This window comes from Rubrivivax rivuli (assembly GCF_004016505.1).
Lineage (GTDB): Bacteria > Pseudomonadota > Gammaproteobacteria > Burkholderiales > Burkholderiaceae_C > Rubrivivax > Rubrivivax rivuli.
Genome location: NZ_SACR01000006.1, coordinates 52,710 through 71,483, shown reverse-complemented (window position 1 = coordinate 71,483; position 18,774 = coordinate 52,710). Strand labels below are relative to the sequence as shown.

Below are 18,774 nucleotides of genomic sequence, written 5' to 3'. Positions count from 1 at the left end.
CGCACTGTGCCGAAACACCACCGTGGCGACCATGACGCTGTTCCCACCTTTTCCGCCATGGCAGTAGCTTCCGCAGCGCGGCATCATCCCGCCCATGGCCTGTCGCATCACCTTCGTGCTCTTCCCCGGTTTCCAGCAGCTCGATCTGGCCGGGCCCATGGCCGTGTTCGAGGTGGCCGTGCTGCAGCGCCCGGGCAGCTACCGCTGGCGCCTGGTGGCCAGTGCGCCGCCGCAGGCGCGCAGTTCGGCCGGTGTGGCCTGGCCGGTGCAGGGCTTGCCGCGGCAGCTGGGCGAAGGCGACCTGGTGATGGTGATCGGCGGTGACGGTGTCGATGCCGCCTGCGCCGATGCGCGGCTGCTCGCCTGGCTGCAGCGCGCCGGCCGTTCGGGCGCGCGCATCGCCAGCATCTGCAGCGGCAGCCTGGTGCTGGCGGCCGCCGGCTTGCTGGACGAGCGCGGTGCCACCACGCACTGGTCGCGCAGCCGGCAGTTCGCCTGCGACTTTCCGGCGGTGCAGCTGCAGCCCGACCGCGTCTACGTGCGCGAGCCCGCCCGCCGCCGCCGCGGTGCCACGGCGCCCGCCCTGCCCGAGATCTGGACCAGCGCCGGCATGACCGCCGGCATCGACCTCTGCCTGGCGCTGCTGGCGCACGACCACGGCGAAGACCTCGCGCGTGAGGCCGCGCGGCAGCTGGTGGTGGAGCGGCGGCGGCCGGGCGGGCAATCGCAGTTCTCGCCGCTGCTCGAGCTGCAGCGGCCCGAGGGCCGCTTCGGCACGCTGCTGGAGCAGGTGCGCCACCGGCTGCATGAAGATCTCAGCGTCGAGGCCTTGGCCGCGATGGCCTGCATGAGCCCGCGCCACTTCGCGCGCTGCTTCCGCGCCGAGACCGGCACCACGCCGGCCCACGCCATCGAACGCCTGCGCGTGGACGCCGCGCGCGCTGCGCTGGAAGGTGGCGAGCCCTCGGTGCAGCGCGTGGCCACCGGCTGCGGCTTTGGCAGCACCGAGCGCATGCGCCGATCTTTCCAGCGGCTGCTAGGCCGCCCGCCGGCGGCGTTCAGGAAGGGGCTGTCAGCGGCCTGAGGGCGGCTGCGCAGATCCGGCGGCACCCGGCGTGCAGGGGCCTCTCACTTCGGCAGGCAGGCCAGCATCTGCTGGATGCGTTCCGGCGTGTAGGCCGCGGCGGCGGCGGCCATCGACTGCAGCGAAACCTCTTCCTGCACCGCCATGCCTTTGCGCGGCAGCGTGGCCTGGCCCAGGATCACGTAGTCGAGCACGGCGTCGATGCCCTGGTAGGCGCGCACGTCTGACGGCGTCGTTGGCGTGCGGCCCGGCCGGCAGCGGTCGGCGCTGCCGCCGCCGGGGCGCGAGACGAACGGGGGCTTCAGGGCCAGTTCGCCCGGCCCGCAGCGCTGCTCGCGCGGGATGGGGCCCGGCTTCTGCGGTGTGACGGTGCCGGTGCGCAGCAGCTGGTGCAGCGCGATCGACCCTTCGCCGAAGGCCGGGCCGCGGTCGCCGATGAGGGCGAGGGCCGGCTGAAAGCCCGCGCCGCCCACCCACACCAGCTTGCCCATGTACTCGCGCGCCGGCGCCACGGCGATGGGCAGCGCCTCGGCGTCCAGGTAGCGCGTCTCGCCGGCTACGCGGTGCGTGACGGACGTCATCGAGCGGTAGGTCTGCACCGGCTGGCCCGCGAGGCCCTCCACCACCGGACCGGGCTTGGGCTTGCCCAGGCCGTTGCCCACCACCCACTTGCCCGCCCCGCAGGCCGTGCGGCTGCCGCCTGCGGTGAAGGGCTCGACCTCGATGGCATAGACGCAGAAGGCCGGCGAGCCGGCACCGAAGCCCATCTGCTCGGCCTTCAGGAAATCGGGGCGGCAGCCGCCGGCCTGGCAGCTGGTGGTCTTGCCGTCGGCCCAGCGGTCCAGGCCGTTGGCGATGTAGGTGAACCCGGCGTCACCGGCGGTGTACGACGCAGCGCCCCCATCGGGGTTGACCGCCAGCCGTGCGCGCACGGCCACCGAACCATCCGCGAACACGCGCGTGGCGGTCTGGGTGGTGCCCTTGCCGTCGGCCGTCTTCACGGTCATGGTGCCGGGCGTGCCGCAATCGGGCTGGGCGCCGGCCTGCAGGGGCACCAGCAGCGGGGGCAGCAGCGCCAGCAGCGCGGCCACCACTGGGCGGGCGGTAGGGAGCGGATGGCTTGCTGGCATGCGTGTCTCCTGGAGGCGGTTGGTCGGCCGAGTGTGGCAGCACGGGCTCGCGGGGACCATCCCGCTGTCGGCGCGCCTCCATCGTCGGGACGAGGCGCGGTCTTCACGCCGGAAGGCCGGCAACTTGGGGCAGAGGACGGCCGCCTGGTACCGGCCCGGCCACCTGTTCGAGCCCGAACGCAACCCGGTCGGCCGCGCGCCTGGATCCACGTGTCGCCGAAGGAGAACTGGGGCATCGCGGGGGCAGCGCCGCGGTTTTAGGTTTTTTTCGGACGGCTGCAGAGGCGCTCGGCAGCATGGGTGCATCAACGCTTCCAGCGCCGCCTGCCGAGGACCTTGCCCATGACCGCCCTGCGCCCGCCTGTGTGGATCCACCTTGCCTCCGTGTGGGGTGCCTTGATTGCAGGTCCTGCCGTTGCGGCAGAGACGCCTGCGCAGGGCCTGGCTGCCCTCGCGGCCCATGGGAGCCCCCGGTGAACGCGGCCTCGATCGACGCGCAGTCTCCTGCCCCCACAGCCCCAGCGTCAGCGCAGGCCATCGCTGGCAGCCAGCGCAGCCTCTGGCGCAGCCGCTACCTGTTCGTGCTCACCTGGGCTTTCACGCTTCTGAATTCGGCCCGCGTGCTGTCTTACCTGCCCACGCTCTGGGCCTTGGTCAGCAGCGGCGATTCGAGCCAGCACTCGCTGTGGACCTGGGGCCTGTGGATGTGCGCAAACATCACCATGGCCGCGTGGTTGTACGAGCAGCAGGGCCAGCGCTGGAACCGTGCGGTGGCGGTCAACCTCGTGAACGCCTCGATGTGCGCGGCCACCTTCATGGTCATTGCGGCGCTGCGGATGTGAGCAGCGCCGGGCCGTCGGCCAGCGCCAGCGCCGCAGCGAACACGGCGGGCGCTGCATCTTGTGCGCGGCCTTCGGCCCGCAGTGCCGTGTGCAAGGCTTCGCCGAGCGCCGCGCGCAACGCCGCCTCCACCGCGGACACCACCCGCGTCTCCAGGGCCTGCCTGGTGTCGTTCTGGCGCGTGTAGGCGGCATCGGCCAAGCCGAGCAGGCGTGCTGCGGTGCGGGGCCGGCCCTCTTGCCAGGCCAGCAGCGCGAGGTGGTCGGCCCACCATGCATCGGCATCCAGGCCGCGAGCCTGGGGCCAGCCTTCTGCGGCGGCCGCGCGGGCGCCGGGCAGGTCGCCCAAGGCCAAGCGGGCCGCCACCAGCGAAGGCAGCAAGTAGGCATGCAGGGCTTCGCGGTCTGCCTGGCGGCGGGCCATCTCCACAGCCTGCTGCAGGCGTGGCAGTGCGGCGGCCGCCTCGCCGCTGAGCAGTTCGTCATGCGCCAGTGAGTGCAGCGCGCGCACGAGCTCGAGCTCTGACTCCCCGTACTGGCGCGCCAGCCGCAGGTGTTCACGCCAGGCCGTGATCGCCCTCGGCAGGTCGCCCGCCGACCCCGCGACCAGGCCTTCGGCATACCAGCGCAGGCGCTGGCGGCCCGGGGGCGAGGCCGGATCGTCGAGCTCGCGCACCCGCTGCAGCACGGCCTCGGCCTCGGCCAGCCGGCCGGCGAATGCGTGGGTCTCGGCCAAGGAGGCCAGCGCGCGGAGTTCGCCCGCCAGATCGCCTGCGTTGTGCCACGCGGCCACCGAGCGCTGCAGCATCGCCAGCTTGGCGCCCCAGTCCGAGTGCCGGACCAAGGTGGTGGCCGTCAGCAGCAGCCGGCCCTGCAGCGCTGCGGACAGTCCGGCCTCATCGGCGCGCTCGCTCGCCGCCTGCGCCCAGCGCAGGCGCTCGGCCACGGGGTGTCTCTTGGCGATGGTGTGCACCAGGCAGCACATCCGGGCGAGCACCGTGGCCGAAGCCAGCCCCGGCGCCTGCAAGGCCGCTTCAAACGCGGCCGCGATGTCGGCCGGCCCGGGCATGGCGGCGCGCAGCGCAGGCTCATCGGGCGGCGGGCGCTCCCCCCGCCACAGGGCGGCGTGCCACTGATCGCCCAGGGGCGCCAGCGCCCGTGCCAGCCGGGCCAGCACGAGCGCCCGTTCGCCCGCGGCGGCCAGTTGCTCCAGGGCCAGCGCTCGGGGTGCTTCCAGCAGCCGGTAGCGAGGCGCGTCCTCAGGCGCCGCATCGGGTGCCGGTGCGCACTGCACGAGGGAACGGTCGACAAGGTCGGCCAGGGCCGTCGTCACGGCGTCGATCGCATCGGGCTCTTCGCTGTCGGCGGCCAGGCCCTGCACCAAGGCGAGTGGCAGCGGCCCCTGCGCGATGGCCAGGCGCCGGAACACCCGTTGTGCGGCCGGACCGAGCAGGTCGTGCGACCAGCTCAGCGCCGAACGCAGCACGTTGGCGGCGGGGTCGACCGCCGCCTCCTCGGGGCCCGTGTGGGCGCGGGCCAGCCGCGACCGCACGGCAGCCAGCGGCATCTGACCCAGCAGCGCTGCGGCCAGTTGCACGCCCAGCGCCGAGCCACCCAGGCTGGCGCAGATGGCCGCCACGTCTTCCACCTGCGCATCTTCAAGGCGGAAGCGCCGGTCGGCCTGCCGAGCCTGGGCCACGAAAAGCGCCACCGCCGCGTGGCGCAGCGCTTCAGCCGCGCTGCACGGCGCCGGCGGCACCGACAGGCCCCGGAGCGCATGCACCGTCTCGCCTGCACCATGCAGCGGTGCCTGGCTCGTCACGAGCAGCCGCACCCCGGGCGCTTCACGCCGCAGTACGGCGGTGAGATCGGCCACGGCCTGCAGCACGTGCTCGGCGTTGTCCAGCACCAGCAGCAGCCGTGCATCGCGCAGTGCCTGCGCCAGCTTCAGGGCCTGACGCGGCGGGCCGGGCACCTGGGCGGCCAGCGCCACCGCCGGCACCACCGCGTCGGGCCGGTTGACTTCCAGCAGGTCGACCCAGACCGGCGCCCGGCCGTCGACCAGGCCGCTGCGCGCAGCGACGTGCCGGGCCAGCAGCGTCTTGCCGCTGCCGCCCGCGCCCGTGATGGTGACGAAGCCGCCCTGCGTGGGGTGCGCCAGCGCTTGGGCCACGCGGGCGAGGTCGTCGTCGCGGCCCAGCAGCGGCGTGAGCGCGGCGAAGGCCGGCACGGCGCTGTCTGCGCCGGTGCTGCTGGGCGCAGGCAGCGCGCGGCCGCCCTGCAGCGGCAGCACGAACTGGTAGCCGCGGCCGGGCACCGTGGCGATGGCCTCGCGGCCGATGGCCTTGCGCAGCGCGGTCATCTGCACGTGCAGGTTGGCTTCTTCGACGATCACGTCGGGCCACACCCGGTCCATCAGTTCGGTCTTGGTGACCATGCGCCCGGCGCTTTGCACCAGCACGCACAGCAGGTCGAAGGCACGGGCGCCCAGCTCGACGGGCGCACCACCTTGTTCGAGTCTGCGCTCGTTCGCGTCGAGCCTGAAATTGGCGAACAGGATCGGCAGCATGCTCACATCGCCCCCCTGCCCGAAAGCATACGGGACCGGTGGCGCCTCAATCGCACATCAGCTCGGTCACCAGCTTGCGCACCAGCGGCAGCGCCGGTGGCTCGGCCCGGCGGGCGAGCGTGACGATGCCGAAGCGCGCCGTGGCGTTCAAGGCCGGGCGCAGGGGCAGCTCCACCAGGTCGGGCGCGGCGGCGCGGATGGCGATGAGCACCGCGTCGCTGTGGCGCACCACCTCCACCAGACTGGGGATCTCCTCGCAGCGCAGGGTCACGCATTCGGTCGGGTGGGCGCCGGGCCCGTATCGCTCGACCAGCGTGCGCGCCACCTCCTCGCTCAGCGGTGTGGAAGCGATGGGGTACTGGCGCAGCGTGTCGAAGCGCAACGTGCCTTTCCAGCGCGCGAGCGGATGGCCCTCGCGCACCAGGAAGGCGCCGCGCATCTCGACCAGGCTGCTCACGCGCAGGTCGCCAGCGGGCGCCAGGGAGCGCGCATCCACCACCAGGGCATCGAGCTCGCGCTCACGCAGGCGGCGGATCAGCGCGTCGGTGTGGCCACGCGCAATCTCCAGGTGCACCCCCGGGTGCGACCGGGCCATCGTCATCAGCAGCGGCGTCATCAGCATCGCGCCCGGTCCCGAACCCAGGCCGATGCGCACCGTGCCCGAGCGGCCCTCGCGCATCTGCCGGCCGCTGCCGGCCAGCTCGTCGGCGTCGAAGACGAGTTGCCGGGCGCGCCGCAACGCCTCCTCGCCGAAAGGCGTGAGCACGCTGCGCCGGCCCACGCGGTCGAACAGCGGCTGCCCGAGCTCGTCTTCCAGCGCGCGGATGCTGCGGCTGAGCGCGGGCTGCGTCAGGAACAGCGCCTCGGCCGACTTGGTGAACGAGCCGCTCTGCGCGAGCGAGATCAGGTGGCGGAGCTGAACCAGGGTCATGGGGTCAACCCGGAAAATGCATGAGATGAACTCATCATATAGAACCGAAGAATGCATTGGACGTTGTATCCGGCGGCTCCTACATTGGCTGCACACCCCAACCACCCGGCCCTGAAGGAGATGTCATGACGAGGTTCCAACGGTCACTGTCCCTGCTGGCGGGCTTGCTGCTCAGCGCCGGCGCCGTGATGGCGCAAAGCTGGCCGGCCAAGCCGGTCAACCTGATGGTTCCCTACCCAGCAGGCGGCCCGTCGGATGCCATCGCGCGCATCTTTTTCAACCCCCTGGGCAAAGAGCTCGGCCAGCAGGTGCTGGTGGAGAACCTCGGCGGCGTCAGCGGCGCGCTGGCGGCGCAGAAGGTGCTGGCCGCGCCGGCCGATGGCCACTTCGTCTTCCAGGGTTCGCCCAACGAGGTGATCCTCTCGCCGCTGGCCAACGCCGCGGTGAAGCTGAAGACGGAGGACTTCCGCCTCGTGCATCCGGTGGCCGATGCGGTGATGGTCTTCGTCACGCGCAAGGACCTGCCGGTGAGCAACGTCGACGAGCTCATTGCGCTGGCCCGCAAGTCGGCCGACAGGCCGCTCACCTACGGCAGCGTGGGCGTGGGCTCGCTCTACCACCTGATCCTCGAGAACGTGCAGGCGCAGACCGGCGTGAAGCTGGCCCACGTGCCCTACAAGGGCAACGCGCCGCTGCTGCAGGACATCGGTGGCGGCCAGGTCGACTTCGCCGTGCTGGTGTACAGCGCCGCGATGGGCGCGCTGGCCGACCAGGGGCGGCTGAAGGTCATCGGCCAGCTCGGTGCGCAGCGCTCGGAGCTGCTGAAGAACGTGCCGACGGCCGGCGAGAGCCAGGCGCTGAAGAACTTCTCGTACAAGATCTGGACCGGCTTCATGGTGCCGCGCAGCACGCCGGAAGACGTGGTGGTGCGCCTGCACGCGGCCATCGGCAAGACCCTGAAGGACCCGACGGTGCGTGCGCAGCTGGCGGCACAAACACAGGTGGCCGCAGCCCCGATGACGCTGGCTGAGTCGGCCCGCTTCTTCGAGACCGAGACGGCGCGCTACCGCGCCATCGCCCGGCAGATCAACCTGCAGCCGCAATGAGCCGGCAGTGACCTACCTCCTGCAGGCGCTGCAGGCGCGGGCCGGTGAATTCATCAGCCTGCGCCGCGACATCCACCAGCACCCGGAACTGGCCTTCCAGGAGCACCGCACCGCGGCCCTGGTGGCCGACAAGCTCGAAGCCTGGGGCTACGAGGTGCACCGCGGCATCGGTGGCACCGGCGTGGTGGGCACCCTGGTGCGTGGCACGGGCACCCGGCGCCTGGGCCTGCGCGCCGACATGGACGCCCTGCCCATCGCCGAGGCCAGCGGCCAGGCCTGGGCCAGCGTGCATGCCGGCGTGATGCACGCCTGCGGCCACGACGGCCACACCGCCATGCTGCTGGCGGCGGCGCGCCACCTGGCCGAGCACGGCCGCTTCGAGGGCACGCTGCACCTGATCTTCCAGCCCGCCGAAGAAGGCGGTGGCGGCGCGCTGCGCATGATGGCCGACGGCCTGTTCGAGCGTTTTCCTTGCGACGCGGTCTTCGCCATGCACAACATGCCGGGCGTGGCACCGGGGCACTTCGTGCTGCGCGAAGGCGCGGCCATGGCTTCTTCCGATTACGCCACCCTCACGCTGCACGGCACCGGCGGGCACGGCGCCATGCCGCACCGTGCGGCGGACCCCATCGTGGCCGCGGCCAGCATCGTGATGGCGCTGCAGACCGTGGTCTCGCGCAACATCGACCCGCTGCAGGCGGCCGTGGTGACGGTGGGCGCGCTGCACAGCGGCCAGGCCAACAACGTGATCCCGGCCAGCGCCACGCTGGAACTCAGCGTGCGCGCGCTCGACCGCGAGGTGCGCGCCACGGTGGAGCGCCGCATCCGGGCGCTGGTGGCGGCGCAGGCCGAGAGCTTCGGCGTGCGGGCCCAGCTGGATTGGCGGCCGGGCTATGCGGTGCTCGTCAACGCACCGGCCGAGACCGCCTTCGCGCGCGAGGTGGCCACCGAACTGGTGGGCGCGGCGCGCGTGACGCCGCAAGGCCCGCCGCTGACCGGCAGCGAAGACTTTGCCTTCATGCTGGAGCGTGTGCCCGGCAGCTACGTGCTCATCGGCAACGGCACCGACGCCAGCCCCGGCGCGGGCGGCTGCATGGTGCACAACCCCGGCTACGACTTCAACGACGACAACATCGCCACGGGCAGCGCCTACTGGGCGCTGCTGGCCGAGCGCTTTCTCGCACCCCAGGAGGCCGCCACGGCCGCATGACCCCTTGATCTTCCGCAGGAGAGCGCCCCGGCCGCGGCCGGGGCCACCGAAGGCGCAATCTCCCATGAACGCTCAGGTCCCGTACTGCACCACACCAACGCCGTCTGGAGAGCCGTCACCCGCGTGACGCACCGAAGGAGCAAGGCCCGGGCAGGCGCCCGCGCTGAATCTCTCAGGTACCGAGGACAGGGGGAGCGGCACACCACCCGGCCCGTTGCACGGCCGGGCGGGCCACCCTTCCTTCGGAGCTCTTCATGCAAGTCATCGTTCTCGGCGCCGGGCTGCTCGGCATCACCACCGCCTACTTCCTGCGCCAGCAGGGGCACGAGGTCACCGTCATCGACCGCCAGGCCGCCGCGGCGGCCGAGACCAGCTTCGCCAACGGCGGGCAGATCTCGGTCAGCCACGCCGAGCCCTGGGCCAACCCGGGCGCGCCGCTGAAAGTTCTGAAGTGGCTGGGCCGCGAAGACGCGCCGCTGCTCTTCCGCCTGCGCGCCGACATGCGGCAGTGGCTGTGGGGCCTGCAGTTCCTGCGCGAGTGCACGCCGGCCCGCACGCGACACAACATTGAACAGATCGTGCGCCTGGGCACCTACAGCCGCCAGACGCTGCAGGCCCTGCGCAGCGAGCTCGGCCTGGCCTACGACCAGCGCACCCAGGGCATCCTGCACTTCTACACGAGCACGCAGGAGTTCGACAGCGCCGAGGCCCCGGCCGCGCAGATGCGCGAGCTGGGCTGCGACCGGCGCGTGATCTCGGCCGACGAGGCCGTGCGGCTCGAACCCGCGCTGCGCCACATCCGCCCGCAGCTGGCCGGCGCCACCTACACCGCCGAAGACGAATCGGGCGATGCCCAGCGCTTCACGCGCGAACTGGCTGCACGCTGCCGCGCCGAAGGCGTGCAGTTCCTGATGAGCCACAACGTCACCGCGCTGCGCGAGGCCGGCGGCGAGATCGACCACGTGGAAGTCACCGATGACGAGGGCCGATTCCGTCGCTTCAAGGCCGACGCCTACGTGCTGGCCATGGGCAGCTTCAGCCCGCTGCTGGCCGCGCCGCTGGGCATCCGGCTGCCCATCTACCCGGCCAAGGGCTATTCGGTGACGATGCCGGTGAAAGACTCCTCGATGGCGCACCAGGTCTCGCTGACCGACGACGAGCTCAAGCTCGTCTTCTCGCGCCTGACCACGCCGCCTTCGGCAAACGGCCCCGGCACCGACCGGCTGCGCATCGCCGGCACCGCCGAGCTGAACGGCTACGACCGCGACCTCAACCGCGTGCGCTGCGAGGCCATCGTCAAGCGCACCGAGGCGCTCTTCCCTGGCGCGGGCGACACGGCACAGGCGCAGTTCTGGACCGGCCTGCGCCCGGCCACGCCGTCGAACGTGCCGATCATCGGCCGCTCGAAGGTCGGGCGCCTGTTCCTGAACACCGGCCACGGCACGCTGGGCTGGACCCACGCCTGCGGCTCGGGCAAGAGCCTGGCGCGCATCGTCAGCGGGCTGGCGCCGGAGGTCGATTTCGCCTTCACCGGCCTGCCCGCACGCCGGGTGGCCCCCCGGGGCGGCGCGGTGGTGGGGGCGCCGAGCTGAGCGCCCGCGCCGCGCGGTGGCGCACGGGGGCGGCCCGGACCGACGCCGCTTAAAGTGCAGCGCTGGCCGGGCTCAGCCACCCGATCCGCCGGCGTGTATCGACCAGCCCGCATGCCCGCCGGCGCGCTGTACCGTCGGGCTGGGTCCGTCAAGGGGGGTGTGACATGCCGGTGTCTTTGCGCCGATTGAATGCCGTGAACGCCGGGCAGCTGGAAGACCTGGCCGAAGTGCTGCACGACTGCGTGCACGGCGGCGCTTCGGTAAGCTTCATGCTGCCTTTCAGCCTGGACGAAGCCCGCGCCTTCTGGCGCGGCGTGGCCGAGGGCGTGGCGCGCGGCGAGCGGGCGCTGGTGGTGGCCGAGGTGGACGGCCGCCTCCGCGGCACGGTGCAGCTGGTGCTGGCGCAGCCGCCCAACCAGCCGCACCGCGCCGACCTGGCCAAGATGCTGGTGCACCGCCAAGCACGCCGGCTGGGGCTGGGTGCCTTGCTGCTGGCCGAGGCCGAACGCTTAGCCCGGGCCGAGGGCAAGACGCTCTTGGTGCTGGACACCGCCAGCCCCGAGGCCGAGCGCCTGTACACGCGCGGCGGCTGGGTGCCGGCCGGCGTGGTGCCGGGTTACGCGCTGCTGCCACAGGGCGGGCTGTGCGACACGCGCTACTTCTACAAGGCCTTGGCCTGAGCGGCGCTCAGGCCTGCGGCCCGCGCACGGCCTGCGCCACGGTGTAGGCCGGCCCGCGCTGGATGCGGGCGAAGTAGGAGGCGTGCGCGTCGCTGCCCGCGGGCCACTGGCGCAGGAACTCGGCTTGCGCCACCGCAGCGTCGGTCTCCACGGCCAGCGCGTCGACATGCACCGCGCCACCGCCGGTCTGCAGCACCACGCCGAAGCGGCGGGTTTCGGCCGCGCTGGGCGTGAGCGCCAAACGTGTCAGCAACCCCGCCGCATCCCCCGCGAAGTTGGGCATGCCGGTGGCGCCGTTGTTGAAGACCCACCACGGCCTTCCTTCGCCCTCTGCAAAGTGCTGGAAGACGGGCAGGCAGGTGTGCGTGCAGGCGAAGGCGTCGACACCCGAGCGCGCGAACCAGCCGCGCACCGCTTCGCGGTGTGCCGCTTCCTGCAAGTGTTCTTGCGCAAAGCCCCAGCCGGCCAGCGAGCAGGCGTCGCCGTGCACGATGCCCAGCTGCAGGCCGCCCACCTCGGCGCGCAGCCACATCGGCAGCGCTGCGAGTTCGGCGCGCTGCGCGGACGTGGTGGCGCGGCGCAGCGTGGCCAGGATGCGGTTGCTGCGGCTCACCACCTCGTCGCCCACCCAATCGGGGTAGGCACAGCCGCAGCCCGCATCTTCATCATCGCCACTCACTTCGGCGGCCAGCTCGGTCTCGACGTTGCCGCGCAGCGCGGTGTGCGCCAGCACGCCCTGCTGCACGGCGGCGAAGACGGCAGGGTCGGCGTCGAACCAGTGGAAGTCGCCGTTGAAGACCAGGCGCTTGCGGCCACGCTCGGCCTCGAACATCGCCAGCACCCGCTGCAGCGCCAGCAGGTTGCCGTAGAGGCCGCCCACCACGTACAGCACCTCCAGGCCTTGCAGTTCGGGTGCGGGTGGCGCGCGGAAGACCTCGGGCGCGTAGCGGTAGTGCAGCGGGCAGCTGCGGCCGGGGGCCGTGTCTTCGGCGGTGGGTTGAGGTTCAGGGTTGTGCATGGGCCAGCGTGTGTGGTGTGGGGTGAACTGGGCTGTGCGTGGCGGGCCCGGCCGCTGCGCCGGCGGGCGTGGTGTACAGCGCCTGCAGCGCGGCCTCGCTCACGGCGGCTGCGGGCAGGTCCCACTGCAGGCGGCCTTGTGCCAGGCCCAGCACGCGGGTGGCCAGGGCGGGCAACAGCTGCAGGTCGTGCACCACCGTCACCAGCGCCTGGCCCGGGCCGGCAGCAGCAGCGCACAGCGCGGCGCAGGCCTGCTGCGTGGCGCTGGGGTCCAAGGCCGAGGTGGGCTCGTCGGCCAGCACAAGGCGCGGGCGCTGCAGGCGCAGGCGGGCCAGGCTCACCTTCTGGCGCTCGCCGCCGGAGAGGCGCTCGGCCCGCACGTGGGCCAGGTCTTGCAGGCCGAGGACGGCCAGCGCGGTATCGGCCTCGGCTTGCAAGGCTTTCGGGAACACGCGCGCCCAGCTCAGCAGCGCGGCCCGGCCCTGCAGCCGCGCCAGCGCGCCGATGAGCACGTTCTCGCGCGCGCTCAGGCGCGGCACGAGGTGCAGGCCCTGCATGACGAGGCCGACTTCGCTGCGCAGCGTGCGCCACTGCGCGCGTGTGAGTGGCGCGGTCGCTGCAGGGCCGATCTCGCGTGCCAGCACCCGCACCTGCCCGGCCACATGCACGGGGCCGGCCAGCCCGGCCAACACACGCAGCAGCGTGCTCTTGCCAGCGCCATTGGGGCCCACGATGGCCACGCGCTCGCCGGCGTTGATTTGCAGCGCCGGCACCTGCAGCAGCGTGCGCGGGCCGGCCGTCACGGCCAGGGCCTGCACCTGCACGAGTGGCACGGGCGCCTGCATCACAGCAAGGCCACGCGGATGCGCCGCGAGAGCGCGTCGAAAGCCATCACCAGCGCAATCACCACCAGCAGCAGCGTGGCCAGCCGGCTCCACTGGAACAGGCTGACCGCCTCGCTGATCAAGAGGCCCAGCCCACCGGCGCCGATGAGGCCGAGGATGGTGGAGTCGCGGATGTTGAACTCCCACACGTAGAGGTGGTTGCTGACGAACTGCGGCAGCACCGAGGGCCACACCGCGTGGAAGAACACCTGCGTGGGCGTGGCGCCGGTGGCGCGCACGGCCTCCACCGCCGACATGTCCAGGGTCTCGATGCTTTCGGCGTAGAGCTTGCCGTAAGTGCCCATGGCGTGCAGCGCGATGGCCAGGATGCCCGCGGTGGGCCCGAGGCCGACGATGCCCACCAGCACCAGCCCGAACACCAGCGTGTGCACGGCACGCGCCACGTCCAGCACGCCCTTGGCGGCCCAGGCCAGCGGGCGCGGGGCGCGCAGGTTGCGCGCCGTCAGCACGCCCAGCGGCAGCGCCAGCAGCGCGGCCAGCAAAGAGCCCAGCGTGGCGATCTGGAAGGTCACCCAGGTGGCGCGGCCCAGGGCGGCGAGGAAGTTCGCCTCCACCTCGCGGCGGTTCTCCACGCGCAGCAGCGTGCCGTCGTCGCTGCGGTACTCCAGGCGTTCGGGGCCGAACCACACGTCCAGGAAACTCGGCCGCGCAAAGTCGCCCAGCGACTTCAGCAGGTTCTCCCAGGGGTTGCGCCCGAAGCTCAGGTCGCCCGCGGCCAGCAGCGTGAAGAGGCAGGCCGCCACCAGCAGCGCGTAGGCCGCCACCAGGGCCGCGAAGCCGCGGCGGCCCTGGTTCAGCACGCGCAGGCCCTGCAGCCGGCCCTGGCCGGGGGCGGTGGCGCCGTTCACTTCGCGGCCAGCTTGCCGGTGGCCAGGCCGGCGTCGCGGATGGGCTTGTAGAAGCTATTGCCCGCGGCCACGAAGCCCGTGTAGTTGGCCGGCAGCAGCGCGGGCTGCGTCTTCAGCAGCGGGCCGACCTCCACCAGCGCGGCCTGCAGGCGCTGCACAAACGCGGTGTCCTTGAACAGCGCCTCGCGCACGGCCACGGCGTCGTTGGGCAGCGGGGCCGATTGCCAGATGATCTTGCTGCGCTCGGCCTTGATGAGGCCCTGTTCGATCATCGCCGTGCGGTTGCGGTTGTAGTCGGCGCCGGCGTCGAGCTGGCCCGCTGTCACCTGCGTCTGGATGGCCTGGTGCTTGGTGTAGAGCACGCGGGCGAAATGCTTCTCAGGGTCGATGCCGCGCTGCTGGAAAAGGTGGAAGGGGATGAGGTAGCCCGAGGTCGAGCCCTTGTCGCCGAAGGCGAAGCTGCGGCCGCGGCCCTTGGGGCCGAGCAGGTCGTCGATGCTCTCCAGCCCCGAGCCCGGGTGCGTGACGATCATCGCGAAGTACTCGGGCTTGCCCTGGTAGAGGATGGTGGCCACGGCCTGCGCGCCGGCGTGGTGGTTCGCCAGCACATAGCCCCAGGGGCCCATCAGCGCGATGTCGGTTTCGCCGTTGGCCAGGCTCTTGGCCAGGCCTTCCCAGCTGTCCACGGTGCGCAGCGCCACGGGGCGGCCCAGGCGCTGTTGCAGGTGTTGGGCCAGCGGGCGGTAGGTGGCGTCGTTCTTCTCGCGGTCGGGCTGGAACATGCCGACGCCGAAGTTCAGCGTGGCGCCTTGGGCGTGCACGGTGGGGGCGCCCAGGGTGCTGGCGGTGATCGCAGTGACCGTGGTGTGGGCCAGCAACTGGCGGCGGGTGAGGCTCATGCGGGGTCTCCAGGTTCGACGATGGCGGGTGATGGCGCGCAGGGCGCGAAGCGGCGGATGAAGCCGCGGTCGATGCGGTCTTTCCAGCGCCAGGCCCAGGCGCCTTCCAGGCCGAAGCGCCCGCGCGAGGCGATGGCACGGCCGTCGGCCGTGGCCAGCAGCGCCAGGAAGTGGTGTTGCGGCGTGTAGCGCCGGGGCTCGCCCTGGCCGAGGGCCGCGCGCAGGTTCTTCGTGAGCACCGGGCCCATGCGCACGGCGTACACGCCGGCCTTGGGCAAAGGTTGGGCCCAGGCGGCGCAGTCGCCCACGGCCAGCACCTGCGGGTGCGAGACCGAGCGCAGTTGCGTGTCCACACGCACGAAGCCACCTTCGTCCACGGCCAGCGCGCCGCGGCGCTGCGGGTCGCGCTGCCAGGCTTGGGCCTGGGCGCCGGTGGCCCAGAGCAGCAGGTCGGTGTGCGCTTCGGCTTCGCTCGAGGGCCAGCCCTGGCCCAGCTGCACCTGCACGCCGGCCCGCTGCAGCGCAGCCCCCGCCGCACGCCGCGCCGCGGGGGCGATACCCGGCAGCAGTTGCGCGCCGCGGCTGACGAGCCGGGCGCGGATCTCGCGGCCCGGTTGTGAGGCGCGCAGACGCGCCAACACGGCCAGCAGCGATTCAAAGCCCGCGGCGCCACCGCCCACGGCGGTGACCTCAAACGCACTGCCGGCGGCCGGCGCGGTGCTGTCGGCCCAGGCCTGCAGCAGCGCGGCATAGCACGCGTGCAGCGCTGACAGGGGCCGCAGCGGCAGCACCGTGGCCCCGGGGCACACGGGTTCGTCGAGCGTGGAGCCCACGTTCAGCGAGAGCAGGTCGTAGGGCAGCTCTTCACCGGTGCTCAAGCGCACGCGGCGGCGCGGTGCATCCAGGCTATGCAATTCGGCCGCCACCCAGCGCGCACCCGCACGGGCGCAGAGCGCGGGGAAGTCGATGACGATCTCGTCGAAGCGATAGGCCCCCGCCAGCCAGCCCGGCACCATGCCCGAGTAAGGCGCCTGCGCCTGTGGCGACACCACCACCAACTGCACGCCCGGCACGGGCGCGCGCGCCCAATCCAGCAGCACCTGCGCGTGGGCGTGGCCGGCGCCCATCAGCAGCAGCTGTTTCATGCGCGCTGCGCTCGTTCGGGCCAGCCGGCGGGCAGGTGCACCAGGTCTTGCGGCAGGTCGATGTCGGGCACCGCAGGCAGCTCGGCCCAGCGCAGGCCAGCGGCACGGGCGCGTTCGCGGGTCTGCGCCATCACGGCCTCGGTGCTCCAGGCGATGCCTTCGAAGAGCTGCGGCGCAGGGCGCGACAGGCCCACCAGCGCATAGCCGCCGTCCAGCGCGGGCACGAAGACAGCATCGTGGTCGGCCAGCGCGGCACTGGCCGCATGCAGCACGGCGGCATCGAGCGAGGGCGCATCGGTGCCGATCAAGAGCGCCGGTCCTGCCGTGGCCAGCGCGGCGTACAGGCGGCGCTGCATGCGGGCGCCAAGGTCGCCTTCGCCCTGCAGCGTCAGCGTCCACATCGCGTGGGGCTGCTGCGCAAGCGCCTGGAAAGCCGGGTGCGTGGTGTCGGGGCTGACGCACAGCTCCAGCGCCCGGAAGCCCGCCGCTTCGGCCGTGGCCAGCGTGTGCTGCAGCAGGCGCGCGGCCAGCGCGGCGGCGCCGGTCGCACCCAGGGCCGGGATGAGCCGTGTCTTGGCCTGCCCGGCCACGGGGGCCTTCGCAAAGACGATCAGGCGTGCAGCCGGCCCCTTCATCCACGCTCCCAGGCGTGGAACTTGGCCACCCAGCGCAGCAGGCCTTGCGGCGCGTGGGCGCGTTTCCATTCGCCGGCCGCGTACTTGTTGGCCTCGGCCAGCGTGGGGTAGGTGTGGATGGTGCCGAGGATCTTGTTCAGGCCCAGGCCGTGTTTCATCGCCAGCACGTACTCGGCCAGCAGGTCGCCCGCGTGTTCGCCGACGATGGTGACGCCGAGGATCTTGTCCTGGCCCGGCACGGTGAGCACCTTCACGAAGCCGTGCGCGGTGCCGTCCGCGATGGCGCGGTCGAGGTCGTCGATGCCGTAGCGCGTGACTTCGAAGGCGATGCCCTGCTCCTTCGCGTCGGTCTCGCTCAGGCCCACGCGGGCCACTTCGGGGTCGGTGAAGGTGGCCCAGGGAATGACGCGGTAGTCGGCCTTGAACTTCTTGAAGCGGCCGAAGAGGGCGTTGACGGCCGCGTACCAGGCCTGATGGGCCGCGGTGTGCGTGAACTGGAAAGGCCCGGCCACGTCGCCCACGGCGTAGATGTTGGGGTAAAGCGTCTGCAGGTAGGCGTTGGTCTCGATGGTCTTCTTTGGCGTGAGCGGGATGCCGAGTACTTCCAGGCCGTAGCCGGTGACACGCGGGCTGCGGCCCACGGCGCAAAGCAGCTCGTCGAAGGGCAGCGCGATCTCCGCACCAGCGTGCTGGACGATGAGGCGCTTCTCGCCATCACCCTGCTCCACGCGCACGGCCTGGTGGCCGGTGAGCAGCGTCACACCGTCGGCCCGCAGCGAGGCCGCCACGAGTTCCGACACTTCCGGGTCTTCACGCGACATCACGCGCGGGCCCATCTCCACCTGCGTGACCTGGCTGCCCAGGCGCGCGAAGCTCTGCGCCAGCTCACTGCCGATGGGCCCGCCGCCCAGCACCACCAGGCGGCGCGGCAGCGTGCGCAGGCCCCAGACGGTGTCGCTGGTGAGGCAGCCCACCTCCTTCAGGCCCGGGATGGGCGGCACGAAGGGGCTGGCCCCCGCGGCGATGACGATGTTGCGTGTGCTCAGCGTGCGCTTCTCGCCGCCCGGCAGCGTGACTTCCACGTGGAAGGGGCTGGTGATGCGCGCGTGGCCTTGCAGCACCTCCACGCCCAGGCCGGTGTAGCGCTCGACAGAATCGTGCGGCTCGATGTCGGCGATGACGCGGTGGATGCGGTCCATCACGGCGCCGAAATCCACCTCGCCGCTGGCCTGGCTGAAGCCCAGGGTGTGGGCTTGTTTCAGCTGCTTGGCCATCTTGGCCGAACGGATGAGCGCCTTGCTGGGCACGCAGCCGTAGTTCAGGCAATCGCCGCCCATCTTGTGGCCTTCGACCAGCGTGACCTTGGCTTTCACCGCCGCCGCGATGTAGGCCGAGACCAGACCCCCCGCGCCGGCGCCGATGACGACGAGGTTGCGGTCGAAGCTGGCGGGCTGTGGCCACTTCGCGTAGACCTTGCGCCGCTGCAGCCAGCCCACGCCGGCCTTGGCCAGCAGCGGGAACAGCCCCAGCAGCACGAAGCTGCCCAGCAGGCCCGGCGAGACGATGTCGCCCGCCGACTGGATGGCCGCCAGCTGCGTGCCGGCGTTCACGTACACCGCCGTGCCGGCCAGCATGCCGATCTGGCTGACGACGTAGAAGCGCCCGGCGCCGATGGGTGTGAGGCCCATCAGCAGGTTCACCAGCCAGAACGGAAACACGGGCACCAGGCGCAGCGTGAGCAGGTAGAAGACGCCGTCTTTCTGCACGCCCTCGTTGATGGGGGCCAGACGCGGGCCGAAGCGGCGCTGGATGCCATCACGCAGCAGGTAGCGCGAAGCCAGGAAGGCTAGCAAGGCGCCCAGGCTGGAGGCGAAGGACACGATCAGCAGGCCCAGGCCGAGGCCGAACATCGCGCCCCCGGCCAGGGTGAGGATGAGCGCGCCGGGGATGGAGAGTGCGGCGGCGGCCACGTACACGACGAAGAACAGCCCCACGGTGGCCAGCGGTTGAGCCTGGTAGGCGCCCACCAGCGCGTCGCGGCTGGCTTTCAGGCGATCGAAGGTGAGCAAGCCGCCCAGGTCGTAGTGGCGGTACAGCAGCACGGCCACGACTGCCAGCAGGGCCAGGGCAGGCCACAGCCAGCGGGGGCGTGTCGAGGCGGGGGTGGTGTTCATGGAGGGCGGT

16 protein-coding genes and 1 riboswitch are annotated in these 18,774 nt (G+C 72.2%); of the genes, 6 read left to right on the top strand and 10 right to left on the bottom strand.

Features of this window, described 5'->3' with window-relative positions; translation table 11 throughout:
- Positions 1–94: 94 nt before the first annotated feature.
- Positions 95–1,084: a GlxA family transcriptional regulator gene (locus EOE66_RS18900; protein WP_128230304.1), complete on the top strand. Its 990-nt coding sequence runs from the start codon at positions 95–97 to the stop codon at positions 1,082–1,084.
- A 44-nt stretch (positions 1,085–1,128) separates the two neighbouring features.
- Here EOE66_RS18900 and EOE66_RS18895 read toward each other — a convergent pair whose 3' ends face one another.
- Positions 1,129–2,214 carry a hypothetical protein gene (locus EOE66_RS18895; protein ID WP_128230303.1) on the bottom strand — a complete coding sequence of 362 codons (1,086 nt, stop codon included), beginning with the start codon at positions 2,212–2,214 and terminating at the stop codon, positions 1,129–1,131.
- Between the two features lie 473 nt (positions 2,215–2,687).
- Between EOE66_RS18895 and EOE66_RS18890 the strand changes: the two genes are divergently transcribed.
- Positions 2,688–3,056, top strand: a complete 369-nt coding sequence (locus tag EOE66_RS18890; protein ID WP_128230302.1) for a hypothetical protein — start codon at positions 2,688–2,690, stop codon at positions 3,054–3,056.
- On the opposite strand, the gene EOE66_RS18885 is transcribed toward EOE66_RS18890, so the two are convergent.
- Together EOE66_RS18885 and EOE66_RS18870 are read right to left on the bottom strand one after the other, a co-directional pair.
- A complete protein-coding gene (locus EOE66_RS18885; RefSeq protein WP_164885169.1) occupies positions 3,034–5,622 on the bottom strand; it encodes an ATP-binding protein in 2,589 nt (862 codons plus the stop codon). The two genes, EOE66_RS18890 and EOE66_RS18885, sit on opposite strands and share 23 nt — an antisense overlap.
- A 46-nt stretch (positions 5,623–5,668) precedes the next feature.
- Complete coding sequence (locus EOE66_RS18870) at positions 5,669–6,553, bottom strand: LysR family transcriptional regulator (protein WP_128230300.1); 885 nt, start codon at positions 6,551–6,553, stop codon at positions 5,669–5,671.
- Between the two features lie 125 nt (positions 6,554–6,678).
- Here EOE66_RS18870 and EOE66_RS18865 point away from each other — a divergent pair, with 125 nt between their 5' ends.
- From EOE66_RS18865 to EOE66_RS18850, 4 genes are all read left to right on the top strand, one after another.
- Positions 6,679–7,659 (top strand): tripartite tricarboxylate transporter substrate binding protein, encoded by a 981-nt coding sequence (locus EOE66_RS18865; protein ID WP_128230299.1) that lies wholly within the window; start codon positions 6,679–6,681, stop codon positions 7,657–7,659.
- 7 nt (positions 7,660–7,666) lie between these two features.
- Positions 7,667–8,869: a M20 aminoacylase family protein gene (locus tag EOE66_RS18860; protein ID WP_128230298.1), complete on the top strand. Its 1,203-nt coding sequence runs from the start codon at positions 7,667–7,669 to the stop codon at positions 8,867–8,869.
- 94 nt (positions 8,870–8,963) lie between these two features.
- A riboswitch (glycine riboswitch) is annotated at positions 8,964–9,068 on the top strand.
- 55 nt (positions 9,069–9,123) lie between these two features.
- A complete protein-coding gene (locus EOE66_RS18855; protein ID WP_128230297.1) occupies positions 9,124–10,461 on the top strand; it encodes a D-amino acid dehydrogenase in 1,338 nt (445 codons plus the stop codon).
- Between the two features lie 164 nt (positions 10,462–10,625).
- Complete coding sequence (locus tag EOE66_RS18850) at positions 10,626–11,141, top strand: GNAT family N-acetyltransferase (protein WP_128230296.1); 516 nt, start codon at positions 10,626–10,628, stop codon at positions 11,139–11,141.
- 7 nt (positions 11,142–11,148) lie between these two features.
- Here EOE66_RS18850 and EOE66_RS18845 read toward each other — a convergent pair whose 3' ends face one another.
- The 7 genes from EOE66_RS18845 to EOE66_RS18815 are packed head-to-tail and all read right to left on the bottom strand — an operon-like array spanning position 11,149 to position 18,764.
- Positions 11,149–12,159 (bottom strand): metallophosphoesterase family protein, encoded by a 1,011-nt coding sequence (locus tag EOE66_RS18845; RefSeq protein WP_128230295.1) that lies wholly within the window; start codon positions 12,157–12,159, stop codon positions 11,149–11,151.
- Complete coding sequence (locus EOE66_RS18840; RefSeq protein ID WP_205702750.1) at positions 12,146–12,991, bottom strand: phosphonate ABC transporter ATP-binding protein; 846 nt, start codon at positions 12,989–12,991, stop codon at positions 12,146–12,148. The genes EOE66_RS18845 and EOE66_RS18840 overlap by 14 nt, the downstream gene beginning before the upstream one ends.
- 11 nt (positions 12,992–13,002) lie before the next feature.
- Positions 13,003–13,911, bottom strand: a complete 909-nt coding sequence (gene phnE / locus EOE66_RS18835) for a phosphonate ABC transporter, permease protein PhnE (protein ID WP_128230293.1) — start codon at positions 13,909–13,911, stop codon at positions 13,003–13,005.
- Positions 13,908–14,810 (bottom strand): phosphate/phosphite/phosphonate ABC transporter substrate-binding protein, encoded by a 903-nt coding sequence (locus EOE66_RS18830; RefSeq protein ID WP_128230292.1) that lies wholly within the window; start codon positions 14,808–14,810, stop codon positions 13,908–13,910. Before EOE66_RS18830 ends, phnE begins: the two co-directional genes overlap by 4 nt.
- Positions 14,807–15,955, bottom strand: coding sequence for an FAD-dependent oxidoreductase (locus EOE66_RS18825; RefSeq protein ID WP_128230291.1), 1,149 nt, complete (start codon positions 15,953–15,955; stop codon positions 14,807–14,809). The genes EOE66_RS18830 and EOE66_RS18825 overlap by 4 nt, the downstream gene beginning before the upstream one ends.
- The gene (locus EOE66_RS18820) at positions 15,952–16,590 is read right to left on the bottom strand and encodes a TIGR04282 family arsenosugar biosynthesis glycosyltransferase (RefSeq protein WP_128230290.1); all 639 of its coding nucleotides are present in this window, start codon (positions 16,588–16,590) and stop codon (positions 15,952–15,954) included. Before EOE66_RS18820 ends, EOE66_RS18825 begins: the two co-directional genes overlap by 4 nt.
- Complete coding sequence (locus tag EOE66_RS18815) at positions 16,587–18,764, bottom strand: dihydrolipoyl dehydrogenase family protein (RefSeq protein ID WP_128230289.1); 2,178 nt, start codon at positions 18,762–18,764, stop codon at positions 16,587–16,589. The genes EOE66_RS18820 and EOE66_RS18815 overlap by 4 nt, the downstream gene beginning before the upstream one ends.
- Positions 18,765–18,774: the final 10 nt, after the last annotated feature.

Bases quoted from the DNA above. Each gene is read 5' to 3' on its own strand.
- EOE66_RS18855 (WP_128230297.1), top strand. From the start codon at position 9,124: ATGCAAGTCATCGTTCTCGGCGCCGGGCTGCTCGGCATCACCACCGCC.
- EOE66_RS18845 (WP_128230295.1), bottom strand. From the start codon at position 12,159: ATGCACAACCCTGAACCTCAACCCACCGCCGAAGACACGGCCCCCGGC.
- EOE66_RS18870 (WP_128230300.1), bottom strand. From the start codon at position 6,553: ATGACCCTGGTTCAGCTCCGCCACCTGATCTCGCTCGCGCAGAGCGGC.
- EOE66_RS18885 (WP_164885169.1), bottom strand. From the start codon at position 5,622: ATGCTGCCGATCCTGTTCGCCAATTTCAGGCTCGACGCGAACGAGCGC.
- EOE66_RS18820 (WP_128230290.1), bottom strand. From the start codon at position 16,590: ATGAAGGGGCCGGCTGCACGCCTGATCGTCTTTGCGAAGGCCCCCGTG.
- EOE66_RS18865 (WP_128230299.1), top strand. From the start codon at position 6,679: ATGACGAGGTTCCAACGGTCACTGTCCCTGCTGGCGGGCTTGCTGCTC.
- EOE66_RS18900 (WP_128230304.1), top strand. From the start codon at position 95: ATGGCCTGTCGCATCACCTTCGTGCTCTTCCCCGGTTTCCAGCAGCTC.
- EOE66_RS18850 (WP_128230296.1), top strand. From the start codon at position 10,626: ATGCCGGTGTCTTTGCGCCGATTGAATGCCGTGAACGCCGGGCAGCTG.
- EOE66_RS18830 (WP_128230292.1), bottom strand. From the start codon at position 14,810: ATGAGCCTCACCCGCCGCCAGTTGCTGGCCCACACCACGGTCACTGCG.
- EOE66_RS18895 (WP_128230303.1), bottom strand. From the start codon at position 2,214: ATGCCAGCAAGCCATCCGCTCCCTACCGCCCGCCCAGTGGTGGCCGCG.
- EOE66_RS18825 (WP_128230291.1), bottom strand. From the start codon at position 15,955: ATGAAACAGCTGCTGCTGATGGGCGCCGGCCACGCCCACGCGCAGGTG.
- EOE66_RS18815 (WP_128230289.1), bottom strand. From the start codon at position 18,764: ATGAACACCACCCCCGCCTCGACACGCCCCCGCTGGCTGTGGCCTGCC.